Here is a 26,999-nt window from a genome sequence, read left to right as displayed (position 1 = left end):
CGTGGTGAAACGAGGGTTTCGCGACAAGGCCTGTTGACAGCATCGAAGGGGTAATTACTGTCCTGTCAGTGAAATTTGTTTCGTTAGAGAAATGAGATCGGGAGGCCCGAAATGAAAGATCGTGTTGCCGTCATCGGAGCCGGGCCGTCCGGCATGGCCCAGCTCAGGGCCTTCAAGTCGGCCGCCGACAACGGCGCCGACATTCCCGAGATCGTCTGCTTCGAAAAGCAGTCCGACTGGGGCGGCCTGTGGAACTACACCTGGCGCACCGGCCTCGACGAGCACGGCGACCCGGTGCACGGCTCGATGTACCGCTATCTCTGGTCGAACGGCCCGAAGGAATGCCTCGAATTCGCCGACTATACGTTCGAGGAGCATTTCGGCCGGCCGATCGGCTCCTATCCGCCTCGCGCCGTGCTGTGGGACTACATCAAGGGCCGTGTCGAAAAATCCGGCGTGCGCCAATGGGTGCGCTTCAACAGCCCGGTGCGCATGGTCACCTTTTCCGATGCGACGAAGAAGTTCACCGTCACCGCGCATGACCGCACCAACGACGTCACCTACTCGGAAGAGTTCGACAATGTCGTCGTCGCTTCGGGGCATTTCTCCGTGCCCAACGTTCCTTATTTCGAGGGCTTTTCGACCTTCAACGGCCGTATCCTGCACAGCCATGACTTCCGCGACGCGATGGAATTCAAGGGCAAGGACATTTTGATCATCGGCCGCTCCTATTCGGCCGAGGACATCGGCTCGCAATGCTACAAATACGGCGCCAGATCGATCACCTCCAGCTACCGCTCGAAGCCGATGGGCTTCAGATGGCCGGAGAACTGGAAGGAAGTGCCGCTGCTGCAGAAGGTCGTCGGCAAGACCGCGCATTTCAAGGACGGCAGCACCAAAGACGTTGACGCCATCATCCTGTGCACCGGCTATCTCCACTCCTTCCCGTTCCTGACCGAAGATCTGAAGCTGAAGACCGCCAACCGCATGTGGCCGGACGGGCTCTACGAGGGCGTCGTCTGGGAGAAAAACCTGAAGCTGTCCTATATCGGCATGCAGGACCAGTTCTACACCTTCAACATGTTCGACGCGCAGGCCTGGTTCGCCCGCGACGTCATCATGGGCCGCATCAAACTGCCCTCGGCCGATGCGATGGCCGAGCACGGCAAAAAGTGGCGGGCACGCGAGGAAACGCTGGAAGACGCCGAGCAGATGATCTGGTTCCAGGGCGACTACACCAGGGAGTTGATGGAGCAGACCGACTATCCCGGCTTCGATGTCGAGGCTGTCAATCAGACCTTCATGGAGTGGGAGCACCACAAGGCGGAAGACATCATGGGCTTCCGCGACCATTCCTATCGCTCGCTGATGACCGGCACGATGGCGCCGCTGCACCATACGCCCTGGCTGCAGGCGATGGACGATTCGATGGAGAGCTATCTCGAAGTGAAGGGCGTGGCGGCGGAGTAGGGAGTCCGAACGACGATTGCCTTGCCTCAGACAACGTCCCGCGCCGGGTCGGCTGCCAGCGCCAGGGAATTTGCGACGTGTTCGAGGTGCTCCTCGTCCAGGATGCTGGTCGCGACGCGGACGGCGTTCGTTTTTCCGGTCGAAAACTTCGCGCCGGCATGGACCGCGATGCCGTGCGCGGCCAGCGTGACCATCGCATAAGGTTCCGAAGCAACCGGAATGAGGACGCTGAGACCATATCCGGCGTCGATCGCGACATCGCGTTTCGCCAGTTCGCCGGCGAGCCGTTCGCGGCGGCGGCGATACACTTCCTTCGCCTGCTCGACCAAGACAGCCGTGGCCGGGTCTTGCAGCAGCCAGGCGGTGGCCGCCTGCAGGATACGGCTGGTCCATCCCGAGCTGAAGCTGCGATAGGACTGGATCTGTTCGACGATCGTCGCCGATCCGGACAGCACGGCGAGCCGCAGGTCCGGGCCATGGGTCTTGGAATAGGACAGGATGTGGACGACGCGATCGGGAAAACGCCGGCCAAGCGAAATGCGCGGCGCATCGGCAATATCGCCAACGCCGTCATCTTCGACAATCAGCACGTCGGTGCCGGCGAGCAGGTCGCCGATGACTTCCAGCCGCGCCGACGACATGCAGGCGCCGGTCACCGAATGGACGCGCGGCTGGAACAGGAACGCGACCGGCCGCTGCCGCAGAGCGTTGGCGAGCGCGTCGGGCAAGGGGCCGTCACTGTCGCAGTCCACCGGGATGATCGGCACGTCGAGATCTTCGAGGATGTCGAGCAGGCGAAGCGCCGTCGGATTCTCGATGGCCACCGGCGCCCCCGTCGGGACCAGCGCATGCAGCAAGGTGTAGATGGCGTTGTAACCGCCATTGGTGGCCAGGAACGCGCCGGGATCGTACGGCCATGACGGGCGCACCGCGGCCTCCAGCTCGGGCAGGATGCGCACCCGGTCGTAGCTGTTGAGCTTTTCGGCGCGCGCGCCATGCGCCAGCGCGATGTCGAGCGGCGGCAAGAGCTTCACATCGGGCTCCGCGATCGCCAGGTTCAGAATGTCCGCACCGTAATTGCCGCCGCTCATGTGGCGCTCGGGCCGGGCGGCAAAGCGGTTGCCCATGATCCAGGTGCCGTTGCGCCCGCGGCCGCCGATGATCTTGTAGCGCCGCAGCTCGCTCCACGCCTGCGAGACCGTCGCCGGGCTGACGCCGAGCACATAGGCAAGATCGCGCACCGGCGGAAGCTTTGCGCCGACAGGCAGCGCGCCGCTTCTGATCAGCGCACTGGTCTCGCGCGCGATGCCGCGCGTCGTGCGGTCGCCGAGGCGTTCAGCGAACCATCCTGCATCGAAATCCATCGAATCAACGACTGCCAGTGTTAATGTTCAGTAACATAATAACATTTGATCGGCCAAAAATAAACATTTACCAATCGCCGGTCAAACATAGTATTGAAGTTCATGCCGATGCCCGTTTCCATCACTATAGCCACCCGTGATTGGGACTATCTCACGCCCTTGGTCCTCGGTGACGTCACCTCCAGCCGCTTGTCGGTGAAGGTTGACCGCGTCGCCACGCTGATCGCGGATCTCGGTACCGATCCGAACTACGATGCGGCGGAGGTCTCGTTCAGCCGTTATGTGTCGGCCATGGCGTCGGGCCGGGATACGGTGGTTGGAATACCGTGTTTCATCATGCGCGGCTTTCGCCACCGCTGCATCATCACGGTCAGTGACAGTCCGCTGGTACGGCTCTCCGACCTTGCCGGCAAACGCATCGGCGTCACCGGCTGGCGCGATTCCGGCAACACATGGACGCGGGCGGCACTTCGCCGCGAAGGTGTCGGCGTCGAGGACGCCTACTGGTTTGCCGGCAGGCTGACATCCGAGCACCCGGTCGCCGACCGCCTCGACGGATTCGGCAGGCCGGGTCGCATCGAAGCAGCGCCAGGCGAGCGCCCGATGATGGAGCTGCTGGCGCAAGGCGAGCTCGACGCCGTTTTCACACCCTTCATGCCGGACGGCTTTTTCGGCCCGGCTTCCGGCTTCCGGCAAGTGCTGCGCGATTTTCGCGCGGCCGAACGCGCCTATTTCGCCGACGTCGGTTATGTCCCGGGCATGCATCTGGTCGCCGTCAAGGCCGTCCTGGCCAGGGAGCACCCCTGGCTGCCGCAGGAACTCGCCAGGCTGATCGACGAAAGCCAGCGCGTCTGGACGGGCAAGCGCCGAAAATATGCCGATACCTCGCCCTGGATCCTCGAGGAGCTGCTTCATGCGGGGCGCGACCTGCCTGCCTCCTGGAACGCCAGCGGCCTGCCCGCCAACCGGCGCATGATCGAGGATTTCGTCACCGAGCTACATGCCCAGGGCATTCTGACGGAACCGATTTCCGCCGAAGCCTTGTTTCCTTTCGACGCCAGGTCGCGGGCCACCGCAGCCTGACAACGCGCAACGAAGAACACGAAGGAGAATGCCATGAGGACAATCAGCTTCATATTCGCCTCGCTCGTCACCATTCTGGCGCAGGCCAGCTTCGCCCAGGATATCCAGAAGCAATCGGTGAACGAAGATTTGCGGGCCCGGCTGCCGGAAGAGATCCGCACGGCGGGAAAGATCACGGCCGTCAACAACGGCTCGTTCCCGCCCTATGAGATCGTCACCGGCACCGAACTGACCGGGGCAACCAGGGACATTTCCGACGCCATCGGCCAGCTGCTCGGTGTCGAAGTCGATCACGCCTCGGTCGCCGGCTTGCCGGCCTTGCTGAGCGGCATCAATGCCGGCCGTTATCAGTTCGCGATGGGACCTGTCGGCGACTATCCCGACCGCCAGAAATCCAACGACTTCATCGATTGGGTGCGCGAATACGTCGTCTTCGCCGTCGAGAAGGGCAATCCGCAAGGCATCACCTCGCTCGACACGGCGTGCGGCAAGCGCATCGCCGTGATGTCGGGTGGCTCAGCCGAAAAGGTCATCAAGCAGCAGGCGCAGAAATGCACCGAGGGCGGCAAGCCGGCCGTCGAGGTGCAATCCTTCACCGACCAGCCGAGCTCGATACTGGCCGTCCGGTCGAAGCGCTCCGACGCATTCTTCTCCTCGCAGGCGCCACTGACCTATTTCGTCGAGCAGGCGAAGGGCCAACTGGAACTTTCAGGTGTCGGCCAGGCCAATGGCTTCAAGGACATCTATCAAGGCGCCGTCTTCAAGAAGGGCTCGCCGCTGGGCGGTGTACTACTCGACGCGTTCAAGATCCTGATGAAGAACGGCACCTACGCCGCGGTGATGAAGAAGTGGGGTCTCGAGAAGAACATGATCGACGCGCCCGGCATCAACCAGGGACAGTAGAGGCTGCCATGACCGACGCGACCGCTGCCTACGCGTCCGAGGTGCCGCGACGTCCCGACGACGCTCTGCGCGATGTCAAGCGAGCCCACCGGCCGTTTCCGCTTGTCCGGCTGGTGCTCTGGGCGTTCACCGTCGCCGTGGCGGCCGGCTTCGCCTATATCGTCGCGGTCAACCCGAATTTCGGTTGGCCAGTCGTCGCCCAGTATTTCTTCGATCCGACGGTCATGCAGGGGCTTTCCGTAACGCTCGGCCTGACGGTCGTGGCGATGATCCTGGGTATCGTGCTCGGCCTGCTGCTCGCCATCGCGCGCATGTCGAAAGACAGGCTGGCATCTTTTCTATCCGGACTGTTCATCTGGTTCTTCCGGGGAACGCCGCTGCTGGTGCAGCTCATCCTGTGGTACAATCTTTCGACGCTGTTTCCGCGCATTTCCATCGGTTTTGCGAGCTGGAACACCAACGACCTGATCACGCCTTTGACGGCCGCTATCCTCGGTCTGGCGCTGAATGAGGCCGCCTATATGGCAGAGATCATTCGTGGTGGGCTGCTGTCGGTGGACAAGGGGCAGGCCGAAACGGCTGAAGCCTTCGGCATGACCCGCGCGCGGGCCCTGCGGCGCATCATCATCCCGCAGGCGATGCGCTCGATCGTGCCGCCGACCGGCAATCAGCTGATCAGCATGATCAAGGCGACGTCGCTGGTCAGCGTCATCGCCATGGCCGACCTGCTGTACTCCGTGCAGTCGATCTACAACCGCACCTTCGAAATCATTCCGCTGCTGATGGTTGCGGTGCTCTGGTACCTGCTGATCACCTCGGTTCTCAATGTCGCGCAGGGCGCGATCGAACGCCATTACAGCCGCGGCGACCGCGGCGCCCGCGAGAAGACGGCGACCGCCACCCTGGAGGCCGCCAATGAGCGCGCATGACACGCCCTTGGTCCGGGCGCGCAACGTTCACAAGGCCTTCGGCCCGCTCGAGGTGCTGAAGGGCATCGACCTGGACGTCGCGCCTGGCGAGGTGGTGGTCGTTCTCGGACCGTCCGGCTCCGGAAAGTCGACCTTCCTGCGATGCATCAATCATCTCGAGGCGATCGACCAAGGGGCGATCGAGGTGGACGGCGAGCAGATCGGCTACCGGTTGCACGACGGCCGTCTCGACAAGCTCTCCGATCGGGCGATCGCGGCGCAGCGGCGCAAGATCGGCATGGTGTTCCAGCAGTTCAATCTCTATCCACACATGACGACCCTTCAGAACGTCATCGAGGCTCCGGTCGGCGTTCACCGGGAGAACCGCAAGGAAGCGATCGGCTACGCCCGCGAACTGCTGACCCGTGTCGGTCTCGCCGACAAGATCGACGCCTATCCGCGCCAGCTTTCAGGCGGCCAGCAGCAGCGCGTCGCCATCGCCCGTGCGCTCGCCATCCGCCCGAAATTGATGCTCTTCGACGAGCCGACGTCGGCGCTCGATCCGGAGTTGGTCGGCGAGGTGCTCGCCACCATGCGCGATCTTGCCAGGCAGGGCTTGACCATGATCGTGGTCACGCATGAGATCGGCTTCGCCCGCGAAGCGGCGGATCGGGTGGTGTTCATGGACGACGGCAATGTGATCGAGGCCGGGCCTCCGGACGAGGTTCTCGCCAAACCCAGGCACCCGCGCACGCGGGCCTTTTTAAGCCGTTTCATCTGACAGAAAAGCCGGCGCCATTACGTGCTCGGCAAAGGACCCCTCATGCCAAAGACCTCCAACCAGTTCGCCGATGTTTCCGACTTCGCCGACAAGGCCGCCGAGCTTGCTGCGGCTCGCCAGCACCTGCACGCGCATCCCGAGCTTTCCTTCCAGGAGCACGAAACGGCTGCATACGTTGCCGAACGGCTCGAAAGCTGGGGCTATGAGGTGACACGCAATGTCGGCGGGCTCGGGGTCGTCGGCCGCTTGCGCCAAGGCAGCGGCCGCAGCATTGCCATCCGCGCCGACATGGACGCCTTGCCGATCACCGAAGCGACCAATCTCCCTTATGCCAGCCAAGCCAGCGGCAAGATGCACGCCTGCGGCCATGACGGCCACACCACGATGCTGCTCGGCGCGGCCGAATACCTGGCGCGCACGCGCCATTTCAACGGCACGGTGAACCTCATCTTCCAGCCGGCCGAGGAAGCCGGCAAAGGAAGCGGGGCGCAGGCGATGATCGCCGACGGCCTGTTCGAGCGCTTTCCCTGCGATGCGATTTTCGGGCTGCACAACCATCCGGGCGCGCCGGCGGGTTCCTTCCTGATGCGCGCGGGGCCGCTGATGGCAGCGAGCGATACCGTCACCATCAAGATCGCCGGGCGTGGCGGCCACGCCTCGCGTCCGCACCTGACGGTCGACCCGATCGTCGCTGCCGCCAACATCATCATGACCCTCCAGACGGTGGTGTCGCGCAACGTCAACCCGATCGAGACGGCTGTCGTCACCGTCGGCACCATTCACGGCGGCACGGCCTCCAACGTCATCCCCGAACAGGCCGAGATCACGCTCAGCGTCCGCTCCTTCTCGGTCGAGATTCGCGATAGGCTCGAGCAGCGTATTCGCAGTATCGCAGCACTTGTGGCGCAGGCGCATGGCGCAACCGTCGAGATCGACTACGAGCGCGGCTACCCGGTGGTGGTCAATTCCGAGAGCGAGACGTCCTTTGCGACAGACGTCGCTGTTGAACTCGTTGGTCACGACAAGGTGGCCGTCTGCCCGTTGATCCCCGGCAGCGAAGACTTTTCCTATTTCCTCGAGCACAAACCCGGTTGCTTCCTCCGCCTCGGCAACGGCGAGGATTCAGCCATCCTGCACAGCTCGAAATATGATTTCAACGACGGCAATTTGACCGTCGGCGCAGCGCTCTGGGCTCGACTGACCGAGAGATTCCTGGCCGCTTGATCCATACTTGCGGCTGGGATTGTCGATCGGCCGGTCGACCAGAATTGGGGCGACCGGCCGCGCGACGATGCTCAACGAATTCTCACGCATTCCCCCTCTTCGAATGCGATAAGAGCTTCACTTTCAGACGAACAAAAAATCACTCGTTGTCAGCGGGCTCGCAAAGTTTGCGAGAGTAACTTGATCGACTCCCGCGGTAATAATGGTGTCGGTTCCACTTTGCGCAATTGTGAGATCATCGAACGATTGCACGCCCTCCACGCCACTAAACACGATAGTGTCGCCTTGGGTCTGGCTGAAGTCGTAGATGGTGTTTTGGGTTCCGACCGTCATTGAACCATCGTCCTTGAATATGAATTGGTCTGCGCCGCCCTGAGCCAACTCGCTCAGTTGTCCATCCCCCCACATGTCATTGATGACCGTGCAGCCAGGTGCCGCGCTCCCTGCGTACAGGACATCGTTGCCGCCCTGAGCCGAACCGGACATTTGCAGAGCGTCGCCGCACAGGAAGTTGCGAACTTGGCCGCTTTCGCTGTTCTGGCCCCCGGTAAGAATGTCATTGCCGCCCTGGGCGGAGCCGGACATAGCGCGCGCGTCGCCGGACAACTCGTTTAGAACGTCAGGAAAGGCGCTCTTGTCCCCGCCGGTCAGGATGTCATTGCCGCCCACAGCGTTGCCGAGCATCGTCACGGCGTCGCCATACCCCACATTATGGGCGGTGCCTTGCAGCACGGCCACGTCATCGCCCCCAAGCGCATGGTCGAACATACTGCCGCCCGCGTCACCGTAGAACGTTACCCGGGACCCACCCACGCTCGTGAAGGTGTCGTTGCCGCCCGTGGCAAAACCGGAAAGATCGCCGCCCGCATCGCCATAGAGAGTTTTGCTCCCGAGATCCCCAAACGTGTCTGTGTAATAGTCGTCGCCGCCCAGAGCATGGCCAGACATGTTGCCGCCGGCGTCGCCGAAGAAAGTGTTGGTGGAAAAGGAGCGGCCCGTAAAGGTATCGTTGCCACCCCTACTGTCGTCCGACATGTCGCCGCCGGCATCGCCGTAGAAAGTGTTGAATGAATCGCTCTTGCCCGTGAAGCTATCGTCGCCGCCCCGCGCATTGCCGGACATGTTGCTGCCGGCGTCACCGTAGAAAATGTTATTGGCTTCTTTCGAGCCCTCGAAGGTGTCGTTGCCGCCCTTGCTGCGATCGGACATCTCGCCGCCTGCATCACCGTAGAAGGTGTGGTCGGCTCCTTGTTTGGTTTGGGTCAGGAAAGTGTCGTCACCCCCATGAGCATGGCCGAGCATGTTGCCGCCGGCGTCACCATAGAAGGTATCGACTACCTGCCTTGCCAATCCACTGTTGAAGGTATCGTTGCCGCCCTTGCTGTGGTCCGACATATCGTCGCCCGCGTCACCATAGGCAGTCGTCGTGGTGGACGAAAGCCCCGTGGTGAAGGTGTCGTCACCGCCCCGAGCAAAATTGAACAAGCTCCGAGCCGCGTCACCGTAGAAGGTGTAGGTCGACGGTGCGGTTTCCGTAAAGGTATCGTTGCCGCCTCTCGAGAAATCGAGCAGGCTGCCGCCGGCGTCGCCGGTCAAGATATTCGTGTTTGGATCGCCTGTGAGGGCGTCATCGATACCCCACTGATGATCTGCTAGATCACCGGTAGTAAAGGGAACGCGTTTAGACATTATCCGCTCTCCTGTTGAGCCTACCCGTCCCATCACAGCCGTACGATGTGAGCCAAGAGCGAGCAATAATCCCGAAGGGCTATGTCGTTAGGCGTAGGGATCGGTAACTCGTCACCGGGGCGCCATTAGCGGCAGCTTCCTGTGGCCGTCCTATTCCCGGCTATCCCAGCCTCGCTCTCGCCTTGGCCGTCCATGCATTGAACAGCCGGTCGGCGACGATGCCGATGAAGGCGATGGCCAGGCCGGCGACGATGCCGCGGCCAGAATCGGCCTTGGACAGGGCGATGAACACTTCCTGGCCGAGATCGCGGGTGCCGACCATGGCGCAGATGATGATCATTGCCAGCGCCATCAGGATAGTCTGGTTGACGCCGAGCATGATCTCCGGCAACGCCAGCGGCAGCTGCACGCGAAAGAAGGTCTGGCGCTTGGTGCAGCCGGAAACCTTCGCCGCCTCGATCAGCGCCGGCGGCACCTGCCGGATCCCGTGATTGGTGTAGCGGATGGCCGGCACCACGGCGAAGGCGACGGTGGCGATCATCGCGGTGACGTCGCCGACTCTGAACAGCATCACCACCGGAATGATGAAGCAGAACGACGGCAGCACCTGCAGCGTGTCGATGACCGGCGTCACGATCTTTTCGAAGCGGTCGCTGCGCGATGCCATCAGCCCGATAGGGATGCCGATCAGGCAAGCGATAAAGGCCGAGATGCCGCACAGGTAGACCGTCGCCATGGTCTTTTCCCAAAGGCCGGTGACGGCGCAGAACGCTGTCAATGCCGCGACCAGGGCGGCGAGGCGCAAGCCGCCGAGCTGGTATCCGGCAAGGCCGAGGAGACAAACCGCGCCCAGCCACGGAAAGCCCTCGCAGAAGGCGCGCACCGGGTTCAGCACATTGAGGATCAGCGCCACGCGGAACGCCTCGATCGTGTCGAAGAAGTTGATCGTGATCCAGTTCACCGCCGCCTTCCACAAAGGTGCGGTGGTGAAGGTGATCGCCTTCGGCACCGCGGCGAAGGCCGGCACGAACAGGCTGAGCAGCGTGGTGACGGCGAGGATGGCGACGGCCAGCGTCACGTTGGGATAGCGCCGCCAGAAGCTGGTGCCGGGCTGATGGCGGACATTGCCCTTGGCGTGATTGTGCGCGATCGCCTGGCTCAGCCGGTCGAGCGCAATTGCCAGTGCGACGATGGCGAGGCCTGCCTCCATCGCCTCGCCGACCTTGAGCGCGCGCAGCGCCAAAAGCACATCATAGCCGAGGCCGCCGGCGCCGATCATCGAGGCGATGATCACCATATTGAGCGCCAGCATGATAACCTGGTTGACGCCGACCATCAGCGTCGGCCGCGCCGACGGCAACAGCACCCGCCACAGCTTCTGCCGTGCCGTGCAGCCGGCCATCTCGCTGAAATCGTCGATCTCCGACGGCACCCGCGACAGGCCCAGCATCGTCGCCCGCACCATTGGCGGTGTCGCGAAGATTGCCGTCGCGATCATTGCCGAGACCGGGCTGTTGCCGAACAAAAGCAGCATCGGGATGAGATAGGCGAAGGTTGGGATCGTCTGCATCAGATCGAGGGCAGGGGAGATCAATAGCCTTTCTGCCCAGGGCTTGCGCCATGCCCAGATGCCGGCGAACAGCCCGGTGACAATGCAAAACGGCACAGCGATCGAGATCAGGCCCAGCGTCAGCATGGCGCTGGTCCACTGCCCGAACAGCGCGATGTAGAGAAAACACCCGCCGACCAGCGCACCCAGCTTCCAGCCGCCGGCGGCGCGGCCGGCAAGGTAGGCGGCAGCGCAGACGCCGACCCAGGACAGGCGCGGCAAGACGATCATATCCGCGCCATGGCCGATCTTGAAATTTTTGGCGAGAAGATTGAGCGCGAAATCGAGCGGCACGCCGAGCACGGCGGTGATCGAGCGCGTCAGCCAGGAGAAATTCGACTTCACCCAGTTCATCAGCGCGCTGACCCAGTCGGCGACGGGAATGACGGCATTGGCTGGGTAATTGACCGTCCAGGGCAGGCTTTCCTGCAGCAGGAAGACAACAAGCACGGCGGCGAGCGCGCAGGCCCAGATCACCAGCCAGGTCTGACCCTGCCGCGCCCTCGCTGCGCTCGCGCTTGCCGTGACCGTCATGCGCCGGCTCCGGGACGTTCGATGCCAGCGAGAAGATCGATCACCGCCTGCGGCGTTACCTCGCCGATCGGCTTGCCGGTGCCGTTGACCACCGCGAAGGGCTTGCCGGCAGAGACGATATCTGCCGAGAAACTGGCGATCTTGGCATCCGGCGCGACCGTGCCGCCATGTTCAGCGGCGTCGCAGGCGCGCATCAGGCTCTTGGCCGAGATCACCTTGGCGCGGTCGACGTCGCGGGTGAATTCGGCGACATAATCCGTCGCCGGGTTGACCACCAGCTCTTCCGGCGTGCCGATCTGGATGACCTCGCCGTCCTTCATGATGGCGATCCGGTCGGCCAGCCGGATGGCCTCGTCGAAATCATGGGTGATGAAGACGATGGTCTTGTGCAGCATGGTCTGCAGCCGCATCAGCTCGTCCTGCATCTCACGGCGGATCAGCGGATCGAGCGCCGAGAATGGCTCGTCGAGGAACCAGATTTCCGGCTTGGTGGCGAGGCTGCGGGCGATGCCGACACGCTGCTGCTGGCCGCCGGAAAGCTCGCGTGGATAGAAATGCTCGCGGCCGCGCAGGCCGACCAAATCGATGACCTCGCGAGCCCGCTTTTCGCGCGTCGGCCGGTCCTGCCCCTGGATGCCCAAGGGAAAGGCGATGTTCTCCAGTACGTTGAGATGCGGCAGCAGGGCAAAATTCTGGAACACCATGCCCATGCGGTGGCGTCGCAGCTCGATCAGCGCGGCATCGGAAATCTTGAGCAGGTCCTTGCCTTCAAACTCGACCTTGCCGTGGGTCGGCTCGATCAGCCGCGACATGCAGCGCACCAGCGTCGACTTGCCGGATCCCGAAAGTCCCATGATGATGAAGATCTCGCCTTGCCGGATTTCGAGATCGACGGCGCGCACCGCGCCAACCAGTCCGGCAGCGGCGATGTCCGCCAGGCTGGCCTTGCCGTCGCGCCGGCGGATGAAATTGGCCGCGTCCGCCCCGAACAGCTTCCAGACATTGCGGCAGGCAAGCTTTATCGGGCGGGCATCGTTGCCCGCTTTCGCCGCGCCTTCAATCGTATCGGTCATGCAATCGTCCTTCTGGAATAGGGATCGAGACCCGGCCACGAATGGCCGGGCCGTCGGATTTCCAGTCAGACGGTCACTCGGCCCAACCTTTCCAGTCGCCTTCGTGGGCGGCGATCCAGGCGGCGGCGACGTCTTCCGGCGTCTTGCCTTCGAGATCGATCTCGCCGCTCATCTTGTTGAGCTCGTCGGTATCGACCGTGTAGTTTTTCGCGACCTTGTAGGCGACCGGCCATTTGTCCTTCATGCCGGCCCAGGAATATTTCCAGATCTCGCCATGCGGCTTGCCACAGTCGTATTTCGCATCGGGGTTCACGCCCCATTTCGGGTCGGTGTAGCACTCTACAGTATGGTCGGGGAATTCGATCCATTCGCCCTTGTATTTGGCCGGTGCCCAATGCGGCGAATAGATCCACAGCATGATCGGCGCCTTGCGCTGATAGGCCGAGTCCAGTTCGGCGAACATCGCTGCATCGGTGCCAGCATGGATGACGGTGAAGGGCAGTTTCAGCGCCTCGACGCGCTCGTCGTCAAAACCTTCCCATGTCACAGGGCCGCCGAGATAGCGCCCCTTCGGTGTTGTTTCCGCCGTCGAAAAGGCCTCGGCGCATTTCGGGTCCTTCAATGCCTCCCAGTTCGGCAGGCCCGGGCATTTCTCTTTCATATATTCGGGAAACCACCATTCCTCCTTGGCCTTGGGCCCGAGCTTGCCGAGGCGTTCGGTCTGGCCGGTTGCATCCGAGGCCTTCATCGCTTCGCCGGCCGTCGTGTCCCAGAACTCCATGCCGACATCGATGTCGCCATTGGTCAGGCCGGTGGTCAGGCTGGAGAGATAGTCGGCGGTCGGGTACTCGACGGTATAGCCGAGCTTTTCGAGGATGCCGCCGAGGATCTTGGCGTTCAGATTGACGCTGGTCCAGTCGAACAGCGCGATCTTGATCGGGTCGTTGGATTCCGGCGCCGCTGCTTGTGCCGGTAGTGTCAGCGCGCTTGCTGCGGCAAGCGCCAAGGCTCCCATTGATAGTTTCGAAATCATGCTCCGAAGTAACATGCTTGTTCTCCTGTCAAGCTCTGGTGGAAGTTATCGTTAGTTCCCTTCTTGCGTCTTTTTTGATTGTGTTGGAAAAGCTGGTCGTTGCGCAAGGCCGTCGGCGCCACAATGCTGCCGAAGCGGATGCCGGCGCAAAACGGGGTGGTGCCCAAATTGGTGAAGATGTGCGCGGGACCGGCCGCGTCATGACTGCCGATGGTTTGCTGCGGAAGCAGTCATCCGCGGATCGATCGCCGGTCTTGAGGTGCAAACCATCAAAGTCCCATGATCTCGGCTGTTGGCTCGGCAACTCGCCCAGAGCCGCTTTCATGGGATGAAATTATATATACCAACGTTCACGTCGCGCAACGAATAACGCTGCGCCAACTTCACGGCCGTCTTTTTACATGGACCGTAGATCGGCTCGAAAAAAAACCAAGGTTGCCAGTCATCGGGTACCAGCCGCGACGACAGGACATCGACACAATGCAGCAGACCAAAGCGCCTTACTTCAGCGCCAACCGCGGTATTGCCGTCGGCTTCTGACCCTTTCAACACCAGATCATCTCCGAGGCTTTCATGACCTCTTCCTTAAACAGACTGCGCATTGCCGTGCTCTTTGGCGGACGTTCCGCCGAACATGACGTTTCGGTGCTTTCCGCAACCAATGTCATGCGTGCGCTGCTGCCTGCCAAATACGATGCCGTCCCAATCTTCGTCACGCGCGAGGGACGGTGGCGGCTGAGCAGCTTTCAGGATGGTAAGCTCGCGAAACCTGCAGGCGGCACGGAAGTTTGCCTGCTTCCGGGTGGGCGCGGACGGATGATGGCGATCCCGGCCGACGGCACGCCCTATGATCTGCCAACGATCGACATCCTGTTTCCCATCCTGCACGGCCCCCATGGCGAAGACGGCTCGGTACAGGGGGTGGCCGAGGTGGCTCTGGTGCCGCTTGCCGGCTGCGGCATCCTGGGTTCAGCAACCGCGCTGGACAAGGATGTCACCAAGCGGCTCCTGAAAGCGGCGGGTCTGCCAATCGCGCGCTCAGTGACGGTCCATGAAGGTGCGGCGCCCGCCCTCGCCACACTCGAAGGCGAACTCGGCCTGCCGTTCTTCATCAAACCGGCGCGTCAGGGATCGTCTGTCGGGGTCAGAAAGGTCAATGCCAGCCAGGAATTCGATGGGGCGCTTGCTGAAGCCTTCCAGCACGATTGCAAGCTGTTGGCCGAGGAATTCGTTCATGGGCGCGAGATCGAATGTAGCGTGTTGGAGGACCCGGCAGGCGACCTGTTCGTCTCGCGGCCAGGCGAGATCGTGCCGGCGGAAAGCCACGGTTTCTACAGCTACGATGCCAAATACATCGACGAGAACGGCGCGGCGCTAAAAGTGCCGGCCGAACTGCCGCCCGAGGTCGAGGCAAGCATGCGGGATGTGGCTGCAAGGGCTTTCAGAGCCGTCGGCTGTGACGGGATGGCGCGCATCGACTTTTTCCTGACACCGGACATGCAGTTCTTGGTCAATGAAATCAACACCATCCCCGGCTTCACCGATATCAGCATGTACTCCAAGGCAATGGCGGCAAGCGGCGTCAGCTATTCCGAAATCATCGACCGGCTCGTGGAACATGGACTGGCGCGGGCCGGCCGAGCAGCCTGAATGCAGCGAAGCGGCTTTCAGATCCCGGCGGATGGAACGTTGGCCTGTGTCGTATCTTACGACATGATCAGGCCGCCATCGACATTGATGGTCTGCCCGGTGATATAGGCCGCATCGTCGCTGGCGAGAAAGCTGACCAGGCCGGAGACGTCCTCGCCGCTGCCGGCGCGGCCCATCGGGATGTTCTCCACCCATTCGGCCATCAGCTCGCCGGGCTTGTAGTCGCCCATCAACTTGCCCCATGCGGCATCGTTATAGGCCCACATATCGGTGTCGATGATGCCGGGGCAGATCGCGTTGACGGTGATCTTCTCCTTCGCCACTTCCTTGGCGAGGCTCTGGGTGATGCCGACGACGCCGAATTTCGAGGCCGCATAATGCGGCGTGTAGATAAAGCCCTGCCGCGCCTGGCCGGATGCGGTGTTGATCAGCCGGCCGCCATCGCCATGCTTGCGGATGCGCGCGATCGCCTCCTGGCAGCACAGGAACACGCCCTTGGTGTTGACCGCCATCACCTTGTCCCATTCTGCCTCGGTCATCGCCTCGATCCTGGCGATGGTGATGACACCGGCATTCTGCACTGAGATGTCGACGCGGCCGAATTGTTGCTCGGCCAGGTCGTAAAGCGCGACGACCTCTTCCTTTTTGGTCACGTCCATGCGCATCCACGCAACCTTGGCGCCCGCAGTCTTCAGATCGGCGGCAACCTCTTCAACGCGCGCGTCGATGGCGCTGACGACGACCGCAGCACCTTCCACGGCGAAGCGCCTGGCCATTGCCGCGCCAATGCCGCCGCTCGCGCCGGTGATGACCGCCGTTTTTCCCTGGAATCGCTTCTGCATTTTTTCTCCTACCAGCAGACGAAGCCGCCATCGACGATCAGGTCGATGCCGGTGACGAAACTCGCGGCGCGGCTGGCCAGGAACACGGTCGGGCCGACCATCTCTTCCGGCGCCGCCATGCGGCCCATCGGCGTGTCGCGCTCGAAGATCCTGACCTGGTCGGCGACCTCCGGTCGCTTGTTCATCGGGGTCAGCGTATAGCCGGGGCTGACGACGTTGACGCGTAGACCGCGATCGGCCCATTCCATGGCGAGGCTCTTCGACATGTGGATGACCGCGGCCTTCGACGAGTTGTAATGCGCCTGGGTCAGGCCGCGGTTGACAATCGAGCCCGACATCGAGGCGATGTTGATGATCGAGCCCTTGCGCCGCGTCAGCATGGCACGGGCCTCGGCCTGGCAGGACAGGAACACGCCGCTGACATTGACGTCATAGAGCTTCTGCCACTTTTCCAGCGACAGCGTCTCTGCCGGCTCAGCTCCGGCGACGCCGGCATTGTTGACTGCGATGGTCAACGCGCCGAGTTCCTGCTCCGTACGCTCGATCGCGGCCGCGAGATCGGCCTCTGAAGTCACCGTGCCGGTCAGCACCAGTGCCTTGCGGCCGCGTGCTGTGATCTGGTGTGCGGTCTCCTCCAGCCCGCCTTTGGAGGCGTGGCCAAAGCAAGCTATGTCGGCGCCGGCCTCGGCCAGGCCGATGGCGATTGCTTGCCCGATGCCGCTGCCGGCGCCTGTCACAAGTGCCACGTCACCATGAAGATCGAATAGTTTCATCGTCGGTCCCTCTCCTCCAACCGCCGTCCTCCGGAAATAAAGGGGCGCCAACTCTGTTGCTGGCGCCCCGCGCGGTCTGGTGCCCGGGAGGATACCACCTGCTGCGCTTTGTTTCGATGGGCTGTCCTAGCTCGTGGCGAGTTCCATGACGGCGACATTGCTCGCATCACTGCGGTCGAGAATGCCGCGCTGACGGCCGCGGCTCAGCACGAGCACGCGATGCGACAGGCCGAGCACTTCCTCGAGGTCGGAACTCACCACCACCACCGCCATGCCGGAACGGGCAAGGTCGGCGATGACATCGTAAATCGCGGCGCGGGCACCAACGTCGATGCCGCGCGTCGGCTCGTCCAGGATAAACACCTTGGGCGGGCGCGACACCCATTTGGCAATGATCACCTTCTGCTGGTTGCCGCCTGAAAGCTTGCTGACCGCCTGGTTCGGCCGGCCTTTGACGCCGAGCCGGCGAATACCGGCCTCGGCGAATTTCTGCACCGCCTTCGGGAACACCCAGCCATTCGGCGCGACATGGTCGAAATTGCCGATCGCCAGATTCTCGCCGATCGTCTGGTCGAGCACCACGCCTTGCGCCTTGCGGTCTTCCGGCACCAGCACGACGCCGGCCTTGATCGCCGCCGCCGGCCCATTGAGATGCACCGGCTTGCCGGCGACGCGCACCGAGCCGGATGAGATCGGGTCGGCGCCGGCGATCGCCCTCACCAGCTCCGTGCGGCCGGCGCCGATCAGCCCGGCAATGCCGAGGATTTCGCCGGCCCGCACTGAAAAGCTGACATTTTGAAAGCTGCGTTCCGGCGAGGACAGGTTCTCGACCTCGAGCAGCGTGTCATTGCGGGGCGCCGACAAAGTCGGGAACATCCGCTCGACGCTGCGGCCGACCATCTGCTCGACGACAGTGCGCACCGGAATATCGGCGCGCTCGTGCCGCGCGACGATGCGCCCGTCGCGCATCACCACCACACGGTCGGCGATTTGGGCGATTTCGTCCAGCCGGTGGCTGATATAGATGAAGGACATGCCTTCCGCCTTGAGCTTGCGGATTTGCTGGAACAGGAGCTCCGTTTCCTCGCCGCCAAGGGCGGCCGTCGGTTCATCGAAGATCAGCAGCTCGGCATTGAGCGTCAGCGCCTTGGCAATCTCGACCTGCTGCTGGGCGGCGATACGCAGCGTGCGCACCTTGCGCTCGGGCGAGACATCGAGCCCGAGGCGCTTCAACTGGGCTGATGCCCGTGCATTCATTGCCGCGCGGTCGATGCGGCCGCCGCGCATCGGCAGGCGCCCGACATAGACGTTTTCGGCGACCGACAGATCCGGCAGCAGCTTCAGCTCCTGGTGGATCATGCCGATGCCGGCGTCGATCGCCGCGGCAGGATTGGCGGGGGAATAAGCGTTCCCCCGCCAGGTGATGGTGCCGGCATCGGGCTTGGTCGACCCGGCGATGATGTTCGAGACGGTGGACTTGCCGGCGCCGTTTTCGCCAAGCAGCGCCACGACCTCGCCCGGCCGCACCTCGAAGCTCGCATCGGCCAGGACCTGCACCGGTCCGTAGCTTTTGCAGAGGCCGCTGACGACGAGACCCAGATTGGGGCTGTGCGTGTGGCGAGGTTCGGTGGACATTGTTGCGCTCGTCGACTGCCGGACTGGTCTAAATCAGGGATGCTTGGCGATGAACTGCTCGACATTGTCCTTGGTGGTCAGCGTCGCATCCTGCAGCTGTTCTGCGGGAATGGTCTCGCCGGCCACCAGCTTGATTGCCGCATCGACGGCAAGCCGGCCCATGCCCTGGGTCTGCTGCGTCGCCGTCACGTCGAAGACGCCGTCCTTCAGCGCCTTGAGCGCCGCCACGTCGCCGTCGAAGCCGGCAACCCAGACCTTGTGGCCGGGATTGGCGACCTTGACCGCCTGCGCCGCACCGAGCGCCAGCGCATCGGCCTGGCCGATGACGATCGACACGTCGGGATGCGACTGCAACAGATCCTGCGTCAGCTTGAAACCTTCGTCCTGGTGCCAGCCTTCGCTCCACAATTCGCCGACGACCTTGATGTCGGGATAGCCCTTCAGCGCTTCGCCGCAGCCCTTCGAGCGATCGACCTCGGGCGTCGTACCCTTCTGGCCGTGGATGATGATCAGCTCGCCCTTGCCGCCGGCCTGCTTGGCGATGTAGTCGCAAACCGCTTTCGCCGATGCCACGCTATTGGTGGCGATGAAGGTGTCGCCGGGCGCGCCGTCGGCGTTGCGGTCGACATTAATGACTGGGATGCTGGCAGCCTTGGCCGTCTTGGTCGGCACGGTGGCGGCGGTGGCGCCGGCCGGAATGTAGATCAGCGCATCGATATTCTGCGTGATCAGATCCTGCACCTGGCTGACCTGGGTCGCCGAATCGCCCTTGGCGTCGACGGTGACGACCTCGATGCCCTTTTCCTTGCCGTAGGCTTCGACGGACTGCTTGATCTGGTTGAAGAAGTCGGCCTGCAGATTGGCGACGGCGAGGCCGAGCTTCTTGGCTTCCTTGGCCGAGGCCATGTCGGACAGGCTAAGCAGCGGGATGATGGCCGCGGCGGCAAGCAGCAATGAACGTTTAGTCAGCATGTTATTCCTCCGTTGATGTTCAATCTGTCCTGCCCGCGCATCGCGGCGCCCCGTGGCCGAACAACTCCCAGTTTCGGATCACCGATCCGTTTTCGCCCGAATATCCGGGTGAATCTCATTGAGCCCAATTCTTCATTGTGCCCCATTTTTCATTGTGCTCTGCGCCGCCAGGTGTCGGTGGCCACCGCCAGCGCGATCACCACGCCGATAACCACTTGCTGGATGAAGGGCGAGACACCGAGCAGGTTCAGTCCGTTGCGCAGCACGCCGATGATGAGGACGCCGATGGCTGTGCCGCCGATCGAACCGACGCCGCCCGACAGGCTGGCGCCGCCGATAACCACCGCCGCGATGGTGTCGAGCTCGTAGCCAAGGCCGGAGCTCGGCTGGACGGAATCGAGCCGGGCGGCAAGCACGATGCCGGCGAGACCGGCCAGCACGGCGCAGATCGTATAGACCCAGTTTGTCAGCGACTTGACCGGTATGCCGGACAGCCGGGCGACTTCGGCGCTGCCGCCGATTGCGTAGAGGCTGCGGCCGGTGGCACGATAATTCAGGAAGATCGCGAAAATGACGGCAAGCACGATCATCAGCCCGACGGTGACCGACAGGAAGCCGAAATGGCGGATGATCGACAGGCTGGTGAACCAGTCGGGAAAGCCGACGATCTGCGAGCCGTCGGTGATCATATTGGCGAGACCGCGCGCCACCGACATCATGGCCAGCGTGGCGATGAAGGGCGGCAGCTTGGTGACCGTCACCAGCAGGCCCGAAACCAGCCCGCAAAGGCCGGCGACGACGAGGGCTGCGGCGATGCCGGCCGGCAGGCCGAGATTGAGATAGTCCGGATGGGCGACGAAGCCCATCACCATGGAAGCCAGCGCCAGCACCGAGCCAACGGACAGGTCGATGCCGCCGATCAGGATGACCAGCGTCATGCCGATCGCCATGATGCCGAGTACGGTAACCTGGTCGAGCACGTTGAGGATGTTGCGGATGGTCAGGAACGTATCGGTGGTCAGCGAGAGCGCCAGGCACAGCAGGACCAGCCCGATCAGCGGGCCCATGGTTCCGGCAAAGACAGCCGAAAACTTTGCGCCCGTCGTGGCCTGCGTACCAGAGCCTGCTTTCAACTCGCTTGCGTCGTTGCTCACAGCCACTTCGTCTCCTCCACAGCAATCCGGCGCTGCATCACCGGGCCACTTTGTTCACCAGGCCCCTCCATGTGAACAATTTATCTTTAACATGCAATTTTGTTCAGCTAAACTGTTCGTCGGAAAATTGTCAAGGCCCTGCCGTTTCATTCGACGACGGTTTGCGCTGTCCGCCGGTTTGCCTTACGCAAGGTCTCGGAAATCTTGGGCATTTCGAAGTCGCCGGATTGGAATATCATGAGCAGAGCCGGCGGCTGCGGCAAGGCAAACAGATGACGATCGTAGAGAACGAAAGAGCCTCGCGCTTTCCCGACGCCGAACTCAAGGCCCGCGCCGCCTGGCACTATTATGTCGAGGGTCTTACACAGGAGCGGATTTCCGAAATTCTCGGCGTCGGCCGCATCAAGGTACATCGCATTCTCTCCGCCGCCCGCGAAGAGGGTGTCGTCCAGTTTCGCATCCGCGACAGCGTCGTCGAATGCGTGGTTTTGGAGGAAAGCCTCAAGCAGAGGTTCGGGCTCAGCCAGGCTGTTGTGGTGCCGTCGGCTGCCGACCGAAGCAACGCACCGCTGATGATCGGCCACGCCGCCGCCGCCTATCTGGCCGACCATGTGAATGCCGGCGATGTCATTGCGCTGGGCTGGGGGCGGACGCTGAAATTCGCCATCAATGAGTTGCCAAGGCGGCCTATCGCCAGGACCACGGTGGTTTCGATGCTTGGCGGCCTGACCCATGCACAGCCGCTCAACCCGACAGAAAGCGCCTGGGATTTCGCCGAGAAGATCGGTGCGCAGTGCTTCCTGCTGCCGGTGCCGGTCTATGCCGACCGGCCGGAACAGCGCGACGCGTTCATGAGCCAGCGCAGCGTTCAGGACGTTGTCTTCCGTGCACGCCGGGCAAACATTGCCGTGCTCAGCGTCGGCTCGTTTTCCAACGACAGCCCGATCGCCAATTACGGCTTCATCAAGCCAAGCGAACTCGAGGAACTGCAGGCGGCCGGCGCCGTCGGCGATATTCTGTGTCATTTCATCGACGCCGAGGGCCGCCCGGTCGACCACGAGGTGAACCGCCGCGTCTGTGCCTATCCGCTGCAGGATCTGTCGGATATCCCGAGCATCATCCTGGTGTCGGGAGGGCAGGAAAAGATTGCCATCATGCGGGCAGCACTCGCCAACACCAAGGTATCGGTTCTGATCACCGACGAGGATGCGGCAAAGGGGCTGCTCAACCGCTAGTCGCGTTGAGAGCACTCAGCCGCACGTGGATATCGCGCGTCGCTTGATAGAGATCGCGGTAGATTGCCTTGCGGCCGCGATAGCCGGCAACAAGTCCATCGACCGGGTCGACATGCATGGTGGGAGCGGCAGCCATTGCCTTTGCGGCGGCTTCCGGCGAGGCAAACCAGCCGACCGCGGCGGCCGCCAGCATGGCGGCGCCGAGTGCGGCGGCTTCGTTGACCGGCGAAACCGAGATCGGCCGCTCGAGCACGCTTGCCATGATCTGCATGAGGAGTACGCAATTGGTGCCGCCGCCGGCGGCAATCATCGCCGCCTGTCCGCCGGCTTGGGCTTCCATGGCCTCGGTGGCAACGGCCTGCTCGAAGGCGATGCCTTCCAGGACAGCGCGGAAAAGATGCTCCGGCCGGTGGTCGAGCGACAGGCCGACAATGGCGCCACGCGCGGCACCATCCCAATAGGGGCTCATGACGCCGGCCCAATAGGGCAGGACGAGCAGGCCCTCGCTGCCAGCGGCAACCTCCAGCGCCGCTTTCTCCAGTGCTGCCGCCGACGGCGAACCGGTCGTGCGGACAATCCAGTCGACCAGTTGCATGCCCGAACGCAGCACTGTCTCCAACATGAAACCGGAACCGGTCGGCGAGACCAGCGTGCGAAAGGCGTCCGAGGTTTTCACCTTGCCGGAATAGCAGCCGCTGACCACGCCGGAGCCGAGCGAGAGATAGCTCTTGCCTTCGCCGTAGACGCCCATGCCGAGGCCCATCGCCTGGCCGTCCCCAGCGCCGGCAACGACCGGCGTGCCGGCCCTCAGGCCGGTCAGTTGCGCCGCGGTTGCGGAAAGCCCGCCGCAAATTGCGCCCGGCGCGACCAGGTCGGGCAATTGCTCCATCTGCAGTCCGGCGGCCGCAACGAGGCGGGGATGCCAGGTACCTCTCTCTACGTCGAGGAGCCCGAGCGGATCCGCACTTGCGGTGCTGGTGACCAATCGCCCGGTCAGCCGCTGGACGAAGAAACCGTGCACGTCGACCAGTGCCGCTGCCTGGTGAAGCATCTGAGGCTGGTGTTCGGCAAGCCAGGCGATGGCGTAGAGCGCCGGCGTCGGGTCCGGCGGCTTGCCGCTCCAGTCGCGGATCGCCTCGCGGCCGAGTTCGGCCGAAAGCCTGATAACCTGCGGCCGGGCGCGTTCGTCCAGCCACAGGATCGCCGGAATAAGTGGTTTGCCGGCGCTGTCGACCAGCGTGAAGGTCTCGCGCTGGTGGGCAATGGAGATCGCCGCCACGCGGAAAGCGCCGACCGCCTCAGTGACCTGCTTCAATGCGCCAAGCAGCGCCGTCCACCAATGTTCGGCGTCCTGCTCGAAATGGCTGGGCTTCGGATTTGAAAGCGGATAAGTCTCGCGTGCCTGGAACAGCTCCTCGCCGTCGCGGGTGAAGGCAATCGCCTTCACGGCCGTGGTCGAGGCGTCGATCCCGATTACGATATCGTCCATCAGGCGGAGATCCGGCGGGGTCAAGCCGCGTTGGTAGCGAACCGTCCGTCCGACTGATCGAGACGACGGCGGATCTGGGTTATCACCATCGAATCGTCGGGTACACAATTTTCATAGGTCAGGAAATCGCCGATCTTGAGCGGCTTGACCACCTTGGCCCGTTCGGCAAGGCCGAGCGGCAGCGCGCCCCGGGCGCGTGCATCTTCCCATGTCATGGCGAACCCGCGATAGTCGTTCTCGCCGATCATGCCGAGCGACTGGCCGACGCCAAGATCGCTCTTGGCAACCGCCACCGCCTCGGCGACCGGACGGTCGAGCGGCTCCATGTCGGCCCGTTTGTAGACGACGGCGCGCGCCGCCGACAGCGGCACTTCCAGGCTGGTCAGATGATAGGGCCGGAAGATCGTGAAATAGGGGCCTTTGCCGACCTTGAGGTCGATCATGCGCTCCAGCACGCGCGGATGCTGGGTCTCGATGATGCAGAACACGCCGGGCGCCACGCCCTTGCCGATCGAATAATCGACCACGCCCTTGCGATGCAGCACGCCGCCATCCTCGCGCGGGCAGAGCACGCTGGCGAGCTCCTCCAGCGTTGCGGTTGGGCCGTGCATGCCCGGCACGTCGGGCACCAGGCCGGTGGCATTGGCGATCGCCACCATTTCGATGGCCGTCTTCGAGCCGTCGACGAATTCGACCAGCATGCGCGCATTCATGTTGCGCTCGGCCGCTTCTTTCTCGTAATCGGCCGGCATGGCGTCGATCTTCAGCGGATTGTTCTTGCCCTTGCCGGCGGCGATGATGTTGAAGCCGAGGCTTTTGGCAAAGCCGATGATCTCCAGCGTGCAGGCCGGCTCGTCGCCGGCGGCACCGGTATAGACGACGCCGGCCTTGCGTGCCTCGTCCTTGAGGAAGCGGCCGATCGTGATGTCGGCCTCGACATTGAGCATGACGATGTGCTTGCCGTTCTTCATCACTTCCAGCGCGAACAGCGTGCCGATATTGGGATTGCCCGTCGCGTCGATGATGACGTCGATCCGGCCAGCCGCCGCCAGCGCGTGCAAATCTTCGGTCACCGCAATCTTGCCGGCCTCGATGGCGCGGTCGATCGCCGCCGCATTGCCGGCCTGGACGATGTCGGAACGGTCGTGGCCAGCGAGCAGCGCCGCGTCGATCGCTGCCTGCGGCCTGACCTCGGAAATAGCGCCGATCCGCATGCCCGGCATCAGTGCCACCTGGACGACGATGTCGGTGCCCATCTGACCGGCGCCGGCAAGCCCGATGGTGATCGGCCCCTGCTGTTCAGCGCGCTGCAGAAGTTCCGCTGCAAATTGCGGATGGGACATGTCGCTTCCTCCAGTTCTTGACGCGCCGCAGCGTCCAAATCAACGTTTTGAACATTCCTATTTCCAAATGAAAAATATTTCAACCTGCAATTGGGACATTCCCGCTCTGGAATGGCCGATCGCTTGGGGTCAGCTGCCGGTCAGGGCACGACCTCTGCAGGTAGCCGGACGGCGCCGACCGATGCGGGTTGCTCGACGTTGCCTTGAGGTGGCGCGGTCTCTACCTCAGCTGCCGATCTCGAAGAAGGGCGCGCCGAGCAGGTCGGGAACGACATCGATGCCAAGTCCCGGCCCGTCCGGAATGCCCATGCGGCTGCCCCAGACCGGCGGCATATTGGATGCGGTGCGCACCGTCACCCATTCGTGGAAGGCGATGGCGTGCAGCCGGCGCTCCTCGGGCGTCGACAGCGACAGATGCGCCATGGCCGATGTGTCGATCTCGGCGCCGCCAGTGTCCTCGACGGTGATCATGAAGCCGAGATCGACGGCGAGGTCGCGGATTTGGCGCGTTTTGGTCACTCCTCCGAGCCGCGAGATCTTCAGCGTCAGCCCGTCGGCAGCGCCCTTGCGGTGGATGTCGAGCATGTCGTCCAGCGAGGCGACGGATTCGTCGAGCACCATCGGTTTGTCAAGCGAGCGGCGCACCGACATGCATTCGTCGATCGTCGTGCAGGGCTGTTCGAACGTGTAGTCGATGGTGCGCGTCGCATCCACGAACTGGCGTGCCTGGTAAGGCGTCCAGCCGGCATTGGCGTCGCAGAAGATGACGGTGCCCTTCGGCACCGCGGCGGCGACGGCTGTGACGCGTTCGATGTCGTCATGGACGTTGCCGCCGACCTTGACCTGCAGTCGATGACAGCCGTCTTTGACGATGCGCTTGGCAAGTGCAGCCATCGCGTCGACCGTGCCATGGGTGACGACCTTGTAGAGTTCGGCCGTCTCGCTCTCGCGTCCGCCAAGCAACGTAACCAGCGGCACGTCGGCGGCGCGCGCCGCGAGATCCGAGCATGCCATGTCGAGCGCCGACTTGACGTAGGGATGGCCCTTGAACACCGTATCCATGAGCCTGTTGATCCCGGCAAGCCCGCGTGGGTCATGGCCCATGAGATGCGGCGCGATCTCGACGACGCCGGCGCGCGTGCCGGCGGCGAACGCCGGCGAGTAAAAATTGCCGAGCGGCGCCATCTCGCCCCAGCCGGTGAGCCCGCTATCTGCGGTGACGGCGACGATCACAGCGTCGAACGCATCGGCGACGCGCCCCTTCGACATCCGGTAAGGTCCGTCCACAAAGGGCTGCACGACATGGTAGGCTTTGATGGTTTTGATCTGCACGTCTTCTGTCCGTTGTCTGTGTTCCGGGATGACCGCCAAACTTGTCGGGCTCAGCCGCCTTTGGGCCGATTGCGCGTTAGGCCGGCACGATCCGCGCCGGCGCCCTTTGAGCCACGCTCTTCCAACTCGCGCGCATAGGCGAGCAGTTCCTCGAAATCCAAATCGATATGCTCCTTGGCGTGGCGCTGTGCAGCGCGCATGTCGCTGCCCTTGAGCAACTGCACATAGCTTTCGTGAGCGTCTTCGGCAGGCACCGGCTCGTTGCGCGCCCTCTGGTGCAGCGCAAAATACATCTGCAGCCGGCTGGCCAGCCGCTGCCAGGTTTCCAGCAACACCGAATTGTCGGCCCATTCGTGGATCAGGCCATGCAGTTGCAGCGCCGTTTCGATCTGTCGCGTCGCGTCCAGCTCGCGCGTCGCCTGCTTCACCGCCGCATGCCGCCGGTCTATCTCGTCGAAGAAGCGCTGGTCGCGAAGCGGCCAGGTCCGCTCGATGGCGAATTCGTCCAGCACCTTGTTGAGCGAATAGGCATCGTCGATGTCCTTGGCGGTCACCTCGATGACGAAGGTTCCGGCGTAGGGGATGCTGGTCAGGATGCCTTCCTGCACCAGTTCGCGCATCGCCTCGCGCAGCGGCGCACGGCTCACCCGCATCTGCTCGGAAATCCTAAGTTCGTTGAGCTTCTGCCCCGGTTCCAGCTGGCCGGTCAGGATCGCGCGCCGGAGCAGCGCCACGATCTCGGCCCGGCGTGTCGTATCCGCGATCGGACTGAAATCCAGCGTTGCCATCCGGCTGCTCCAGGAGACCAAAAGCAACACAGCAGATTGTCGACAATCTAACAAGAGGTAATTGCGGGTACAGGTTCTCCGCTGGCCAGCTGCTTGCGGCAGACGGGTACGTCAC

Annotated in this window: 23 protein-coding genes; 8 read left to right on the top strand and 15 right to left on the bottom strand. The window is 63.1% G+C overall.

The features are described from left to right. The first annotated feature begins 111 nt into the window (after window positions 1-111). Window positions 112-1,470, top strand: a complete 1,359-nt coding sequence (locus NKH29_RS09180; protein WP_023716778.1) for a trimethylamine monooxygenase — start codon at window positions 112-114, stop codon at window positions 1,468-1,470. A 26-nt stretch (window positions 1,471-1,496) separates the two neighbouring features. On the opposite strand, the gene NKH29_RS09175 is transcribed toward NKH29_RS09180, so the two are convergent. Further along, window positions 1,497-2,834, bottom strand: a complete 1,338-nt coding sequence (locus NKH29_RS09175; RefSeq protein WP_352484112.1) for an aminotransferase-like domain-containing protein — start codon at window positions 2,832-2,834, stop codon at window positions 1,497-1,499. Between the two features lie 108 nt (window positions 2,835-2,942). Here NKH29_RS09175 and NKH29_RS09170 point away from each other — a divergent pair, with 108 nt between their 5' ends. Genes NKH29_RS09170 through NKH29_RS09150 form a run of 5 tightly spaced genes read left to right on the top strand, consistent with a single transcriptional unit; the run spans window position 2,943 to window position 7,733 of the window. Next, window positions 2,943-3,917 (top strand): substrate-binding domain-containing protein, encoded by a 975-nt coding sequence (locus NKH29_RS09170; protein ID WP_352484111.1) that lies wholly within the window; start codon window positions 2,943-2,945, stop codon window positions 3,915-3,917. A gap of 33 nt (window positions 3,918-3,950) precedes the next feature. Beyond that, window positions 3,951-4,820, top strand: a complete 870-nt coding sequence (locus NKH29_RS09165) for an ABC transporter substrate-binding protein (protein WP_352895553.1) — start codon at window positions 3,951-3,953, stop codon at window positions 4,818-4,820. A gap of 8 nt (window positions 4,821-4,828) precedes the next feature. After that, on the top strand, window positions 4,829-5,749 hold the full coding sequence (locus NKH29_RS09160) for an amino acid ABC transporter permease (RefSeq protein WP_352639048.1): 921 nt from the start codon (window positions 4,829-4,831) through the stop codon (window positions 5,747-5,749). Continuing rightward, a complete protein-coding gene (locus tag NKH29_RS09155; protein WP_352484108.1) occupies window positions 5,736-6,509 on the top strand; it encodes an amino acid ABC transporter ATP-binding protein in 774 nt (257 codons plus the stop codon). The genes NKH29_RS09160 and NKH29_RS09155 overlap by 14 nt, the downstream gene beginning before the upstream one ends. A gap of 42 nt (window positions 6,510-6,551) precedes the next feature. Continuing rightward, the gene (locus tag NKH29_RS09150; RefSeq protein WP_352484107.1) at window positions 6,552-7,733 is read left to right on the top strand and encodes a M20 aminoacylase family protein; all 1,182 of its coding nucleotides are present in this window, start codon (window positions 6,552-6,554) and stop codon (window positions 7,731-7,733) included. A 123-nt stretch (window positions 7,734-7,856) separates the two neighbouring features. Here the strand turns inward: NKH29_RS09150 and NKH29_RS09145 are convergent, their stop codons facing one another. The 5 genes from NKH29_RS09145 to NKH29_RS09125 all read right to left on the bottom strand — a co-directional run bounded on the left by NKH29_RS09145 (window position 7,857) and on the right by NKH29_RS09125 (window position 14,223). Next, entirely contained in the window at window positions 7,857-9,422 is a 1,566-nt protein-coding gene (locus NKH29_RS09145; RefSeq protein WP_352999426.1) for a hypothetical protein, read from the bottom strand. A 160-nt stretch (window positions 9,423-9,582) separates the two neighbouring features. Further along, the gene (locus NKH29_RS09140; RefSeq protein ID WP_352999424.1) at window positions 9,583-11,565 is read right to left on the bottom strand and encodes an ABC transporter permease; all 1,983 of its coding nucleotides are present in this window, start codon (window positions 11,563-11,565) and stop codon (window positions 9,583-9,585) included. Next, a complete protein-coding gene (locus NKH29_RS09135; RefSeq protein WP_352999423.1) occupies window positions 11,562-12,638 on the bottom strand; it encodes a quaternary amine ABC transporter ATP-binding protein in 1,077 nt (358 codons plus the stop codon). Before NKH29_RS09135 ends, NKH29_RS09140 begins: the two co-directional genes overlap by 4 nt. Window positions 12,639-12,711: 73 nt before the next feature. After that, entirely contained in the window at window positions 12,712-13,686 is a 975-nt protein-coding gene (locus tag NKH29_RS09130; protein WP_352999422.1) for an ABC transporter substrate-binding protein, read from the bottom strand. Window positions 13,687-13,992: 306 nt separating this feature from the next. Continuing rightward, window positions 13,993-14,223, bottom strand: a complete 231-nt coding sequence (locus tag NKH29_RS09125; protein WP_352999420.1) for a hypothetical protein — start codon at window positions 14,221-14,223, stop codon at window positions 13,993-13,995. Between the two features lie 21 nt (window positions 14,224-14,244). On the opposite strand from NKH29_RS09125, the gene NKH29_RS09120 reads away from it, so the two are divergent. Further along, window positions 14,245-15,321 (top strand): D-alanine--D-alanine ligase family protein, encoded by a 1,077-nt coding sequence (locus tag NKH29_RS09120; protein WP_352588896.1) that lies wholly within the window; start codon window positions 14,245-14,247, stop codon window positions 15,319-15,321. Between the two features lie 56 nt (window positions 15,322-15,377). On the opposite strand, the gene NKH29_RS09115 is transcribed toward NKH29_RS09120, so the two are convergent. From NKH29_RS09115 to NKH29_RS09095, 5 genes are all read right to left on the bottom strand, one after another. Beyond that, window positions 15,378-16,163: an SDR family oxidoreductase gene (locus NKH29_RS09115; RefSeq protein WP_352484100.1), complete on the bottom strand. Its 786-nt coding sequence runs from the start codon at window positions 16,161-16,163 to the stop codon at window positions 15,378-15,380. An 8-nt stretch (window positions 16,164-16,171) separates the two neighbouring features. Beyond that, the gene (locus NKH29_RS09110; RefSeq protein ID WP_352493993.1) at window positions 16,172-16,936 is read right to left on the bottom strand and encodes an SDR family oxidoreductase; all 765 of its coding nucleotides are present in this window, start codon (window positions 16,934-16,936) and stop codon (window positions 16,172-16,174) included. Between the two features lie 126 nt (window positions 16,937-17,062). Further along, complete coding sequence (locus NKH29_RS09105) at window positions 17,063-18,571, bottom strand: sugar ABC transporter ATP-binding protein (RefSeq protein WP_023716792.1); 1,509 nt, start codon at window positions 18,569-18,571, stop codon at window positions 17,063-17,065. A 33-nt stretch (window positions 18,572-18,604) separates the two neighbouring features. After that, the gene (locus NKH29_RS09100; protein ID WP_352484098.1) at window positions 18,605-19,543 is read right to left on the bottom strand and encodes a sugar ABC transporter substrate-binding protein; all 939 of its coding nucleotides are present in this window, start codon (window positions 19,541-19,543) and stop codon (window positions 18,605-18,607) included. 149 nt (window positions 19,544-19,692) lie between these two features. Next, window positions 19,693-20,676: an ABC transporter permease gene (locus NKH29_RS09095; RefSeq protein ID WP_502895879.1), complete on the bottom strand. Its 984-nt coding sequence runs from the start codon at window positions 20,674-20,676 to the stop codon at window positions 19,693-19,695. Window positions 20,677-20,969: 293 nt separating this feature from the next. On the opposite strand from NKH29_RS09095, the gene NKH29_RS09090 reads away from it, so the two are divergent. Further along, window positions 20,970-21,932 carry a sugar-binding transcriptional regulator gene (locus tag NKH29_RS09090; RefSeq protein ID WP_352999417.1) on the top strand — a complete coding sequence of 321 codons (963 nt, stop codon included), beginning with the start codon at window positions 20,970-20,972 and terminating at the stop codon, window positions 21,930-21,932. Here the strand turns inward: NKH29_RS09090 and NKH29_RS09085 are convergent. From NKH29_RS09085 to NKH29_RS09070, 4 genes are all read right to left on the bottom strand, one after another. Then, the gene (locus tag NKH29_RS09085; RefSeq protein ID WP_352548716.1) at window positions 21,922-23,421 is read right to left on the bottom strand and encodes a xylulokinase; all 1,500 of its coding nucleotides are present in this window, start codon (window positions 23,419-23,421) and stop codon (window positions 21,922-21,924) included. The genes NKH29_RS09090 and NKH29_RS09085 overlap by 11 nt on opposite strands. Before the next feature lie 20 nt (window positions 23,422-23,441). After that, window positions 23,442-24,764 (bottom strand): NAD(P)H-dependent oxidoreductase, encoded by a 1,323-nt coding sequence (locus NKH29_RS09080; RefSeq protein WP_023716797.1) that lies wholly within the window; start codon window positions 24,762-24,764, stop codon window positions 23,442-23,444. A 225-nt stretch (window positions 24,765-24,989) separates the two neighbouring features. Further along, window positions 24,990-26,096 (bottom strand): mandelate racemase/muconate lactonizing enzyme family protein, encoded by a 1,107-nt coding sequence (locus NKH29_RS09075; protein ID WP_352999415.1) that lies wholly within the window; start codon window positions 26,094-26,096, stop codon window positions 24,990-24,992. Window positions 26,097-26,146: 50 nt separating this feature from the next. After that, on the bottom strand, window positions 26,147-26,884 hold the full coding sequence (locus tag NKH29_RS09070) for a GntR family transcriptional regulator (RefSeq protein ID WP_352999413.1): 738 nt from the start codon (window positions 26,882-26,884) through the stop codon (window positions 26,147-26,149). Window positions 26,885-26,999: the final 115 nt, after the last annotated feature.

Source organism: Mesorhizobium sp. M1295 (assembly GCF_040318135.1).
Lineage (GTDB): Bacteria > Pseudomonadota > Alphaproteobacteria > Rhizobiales > Rhizobiaceae > Mesorhizobium.
This window is presented reverse-complemented; position numbering and strand designations above follow the sequence as displayed.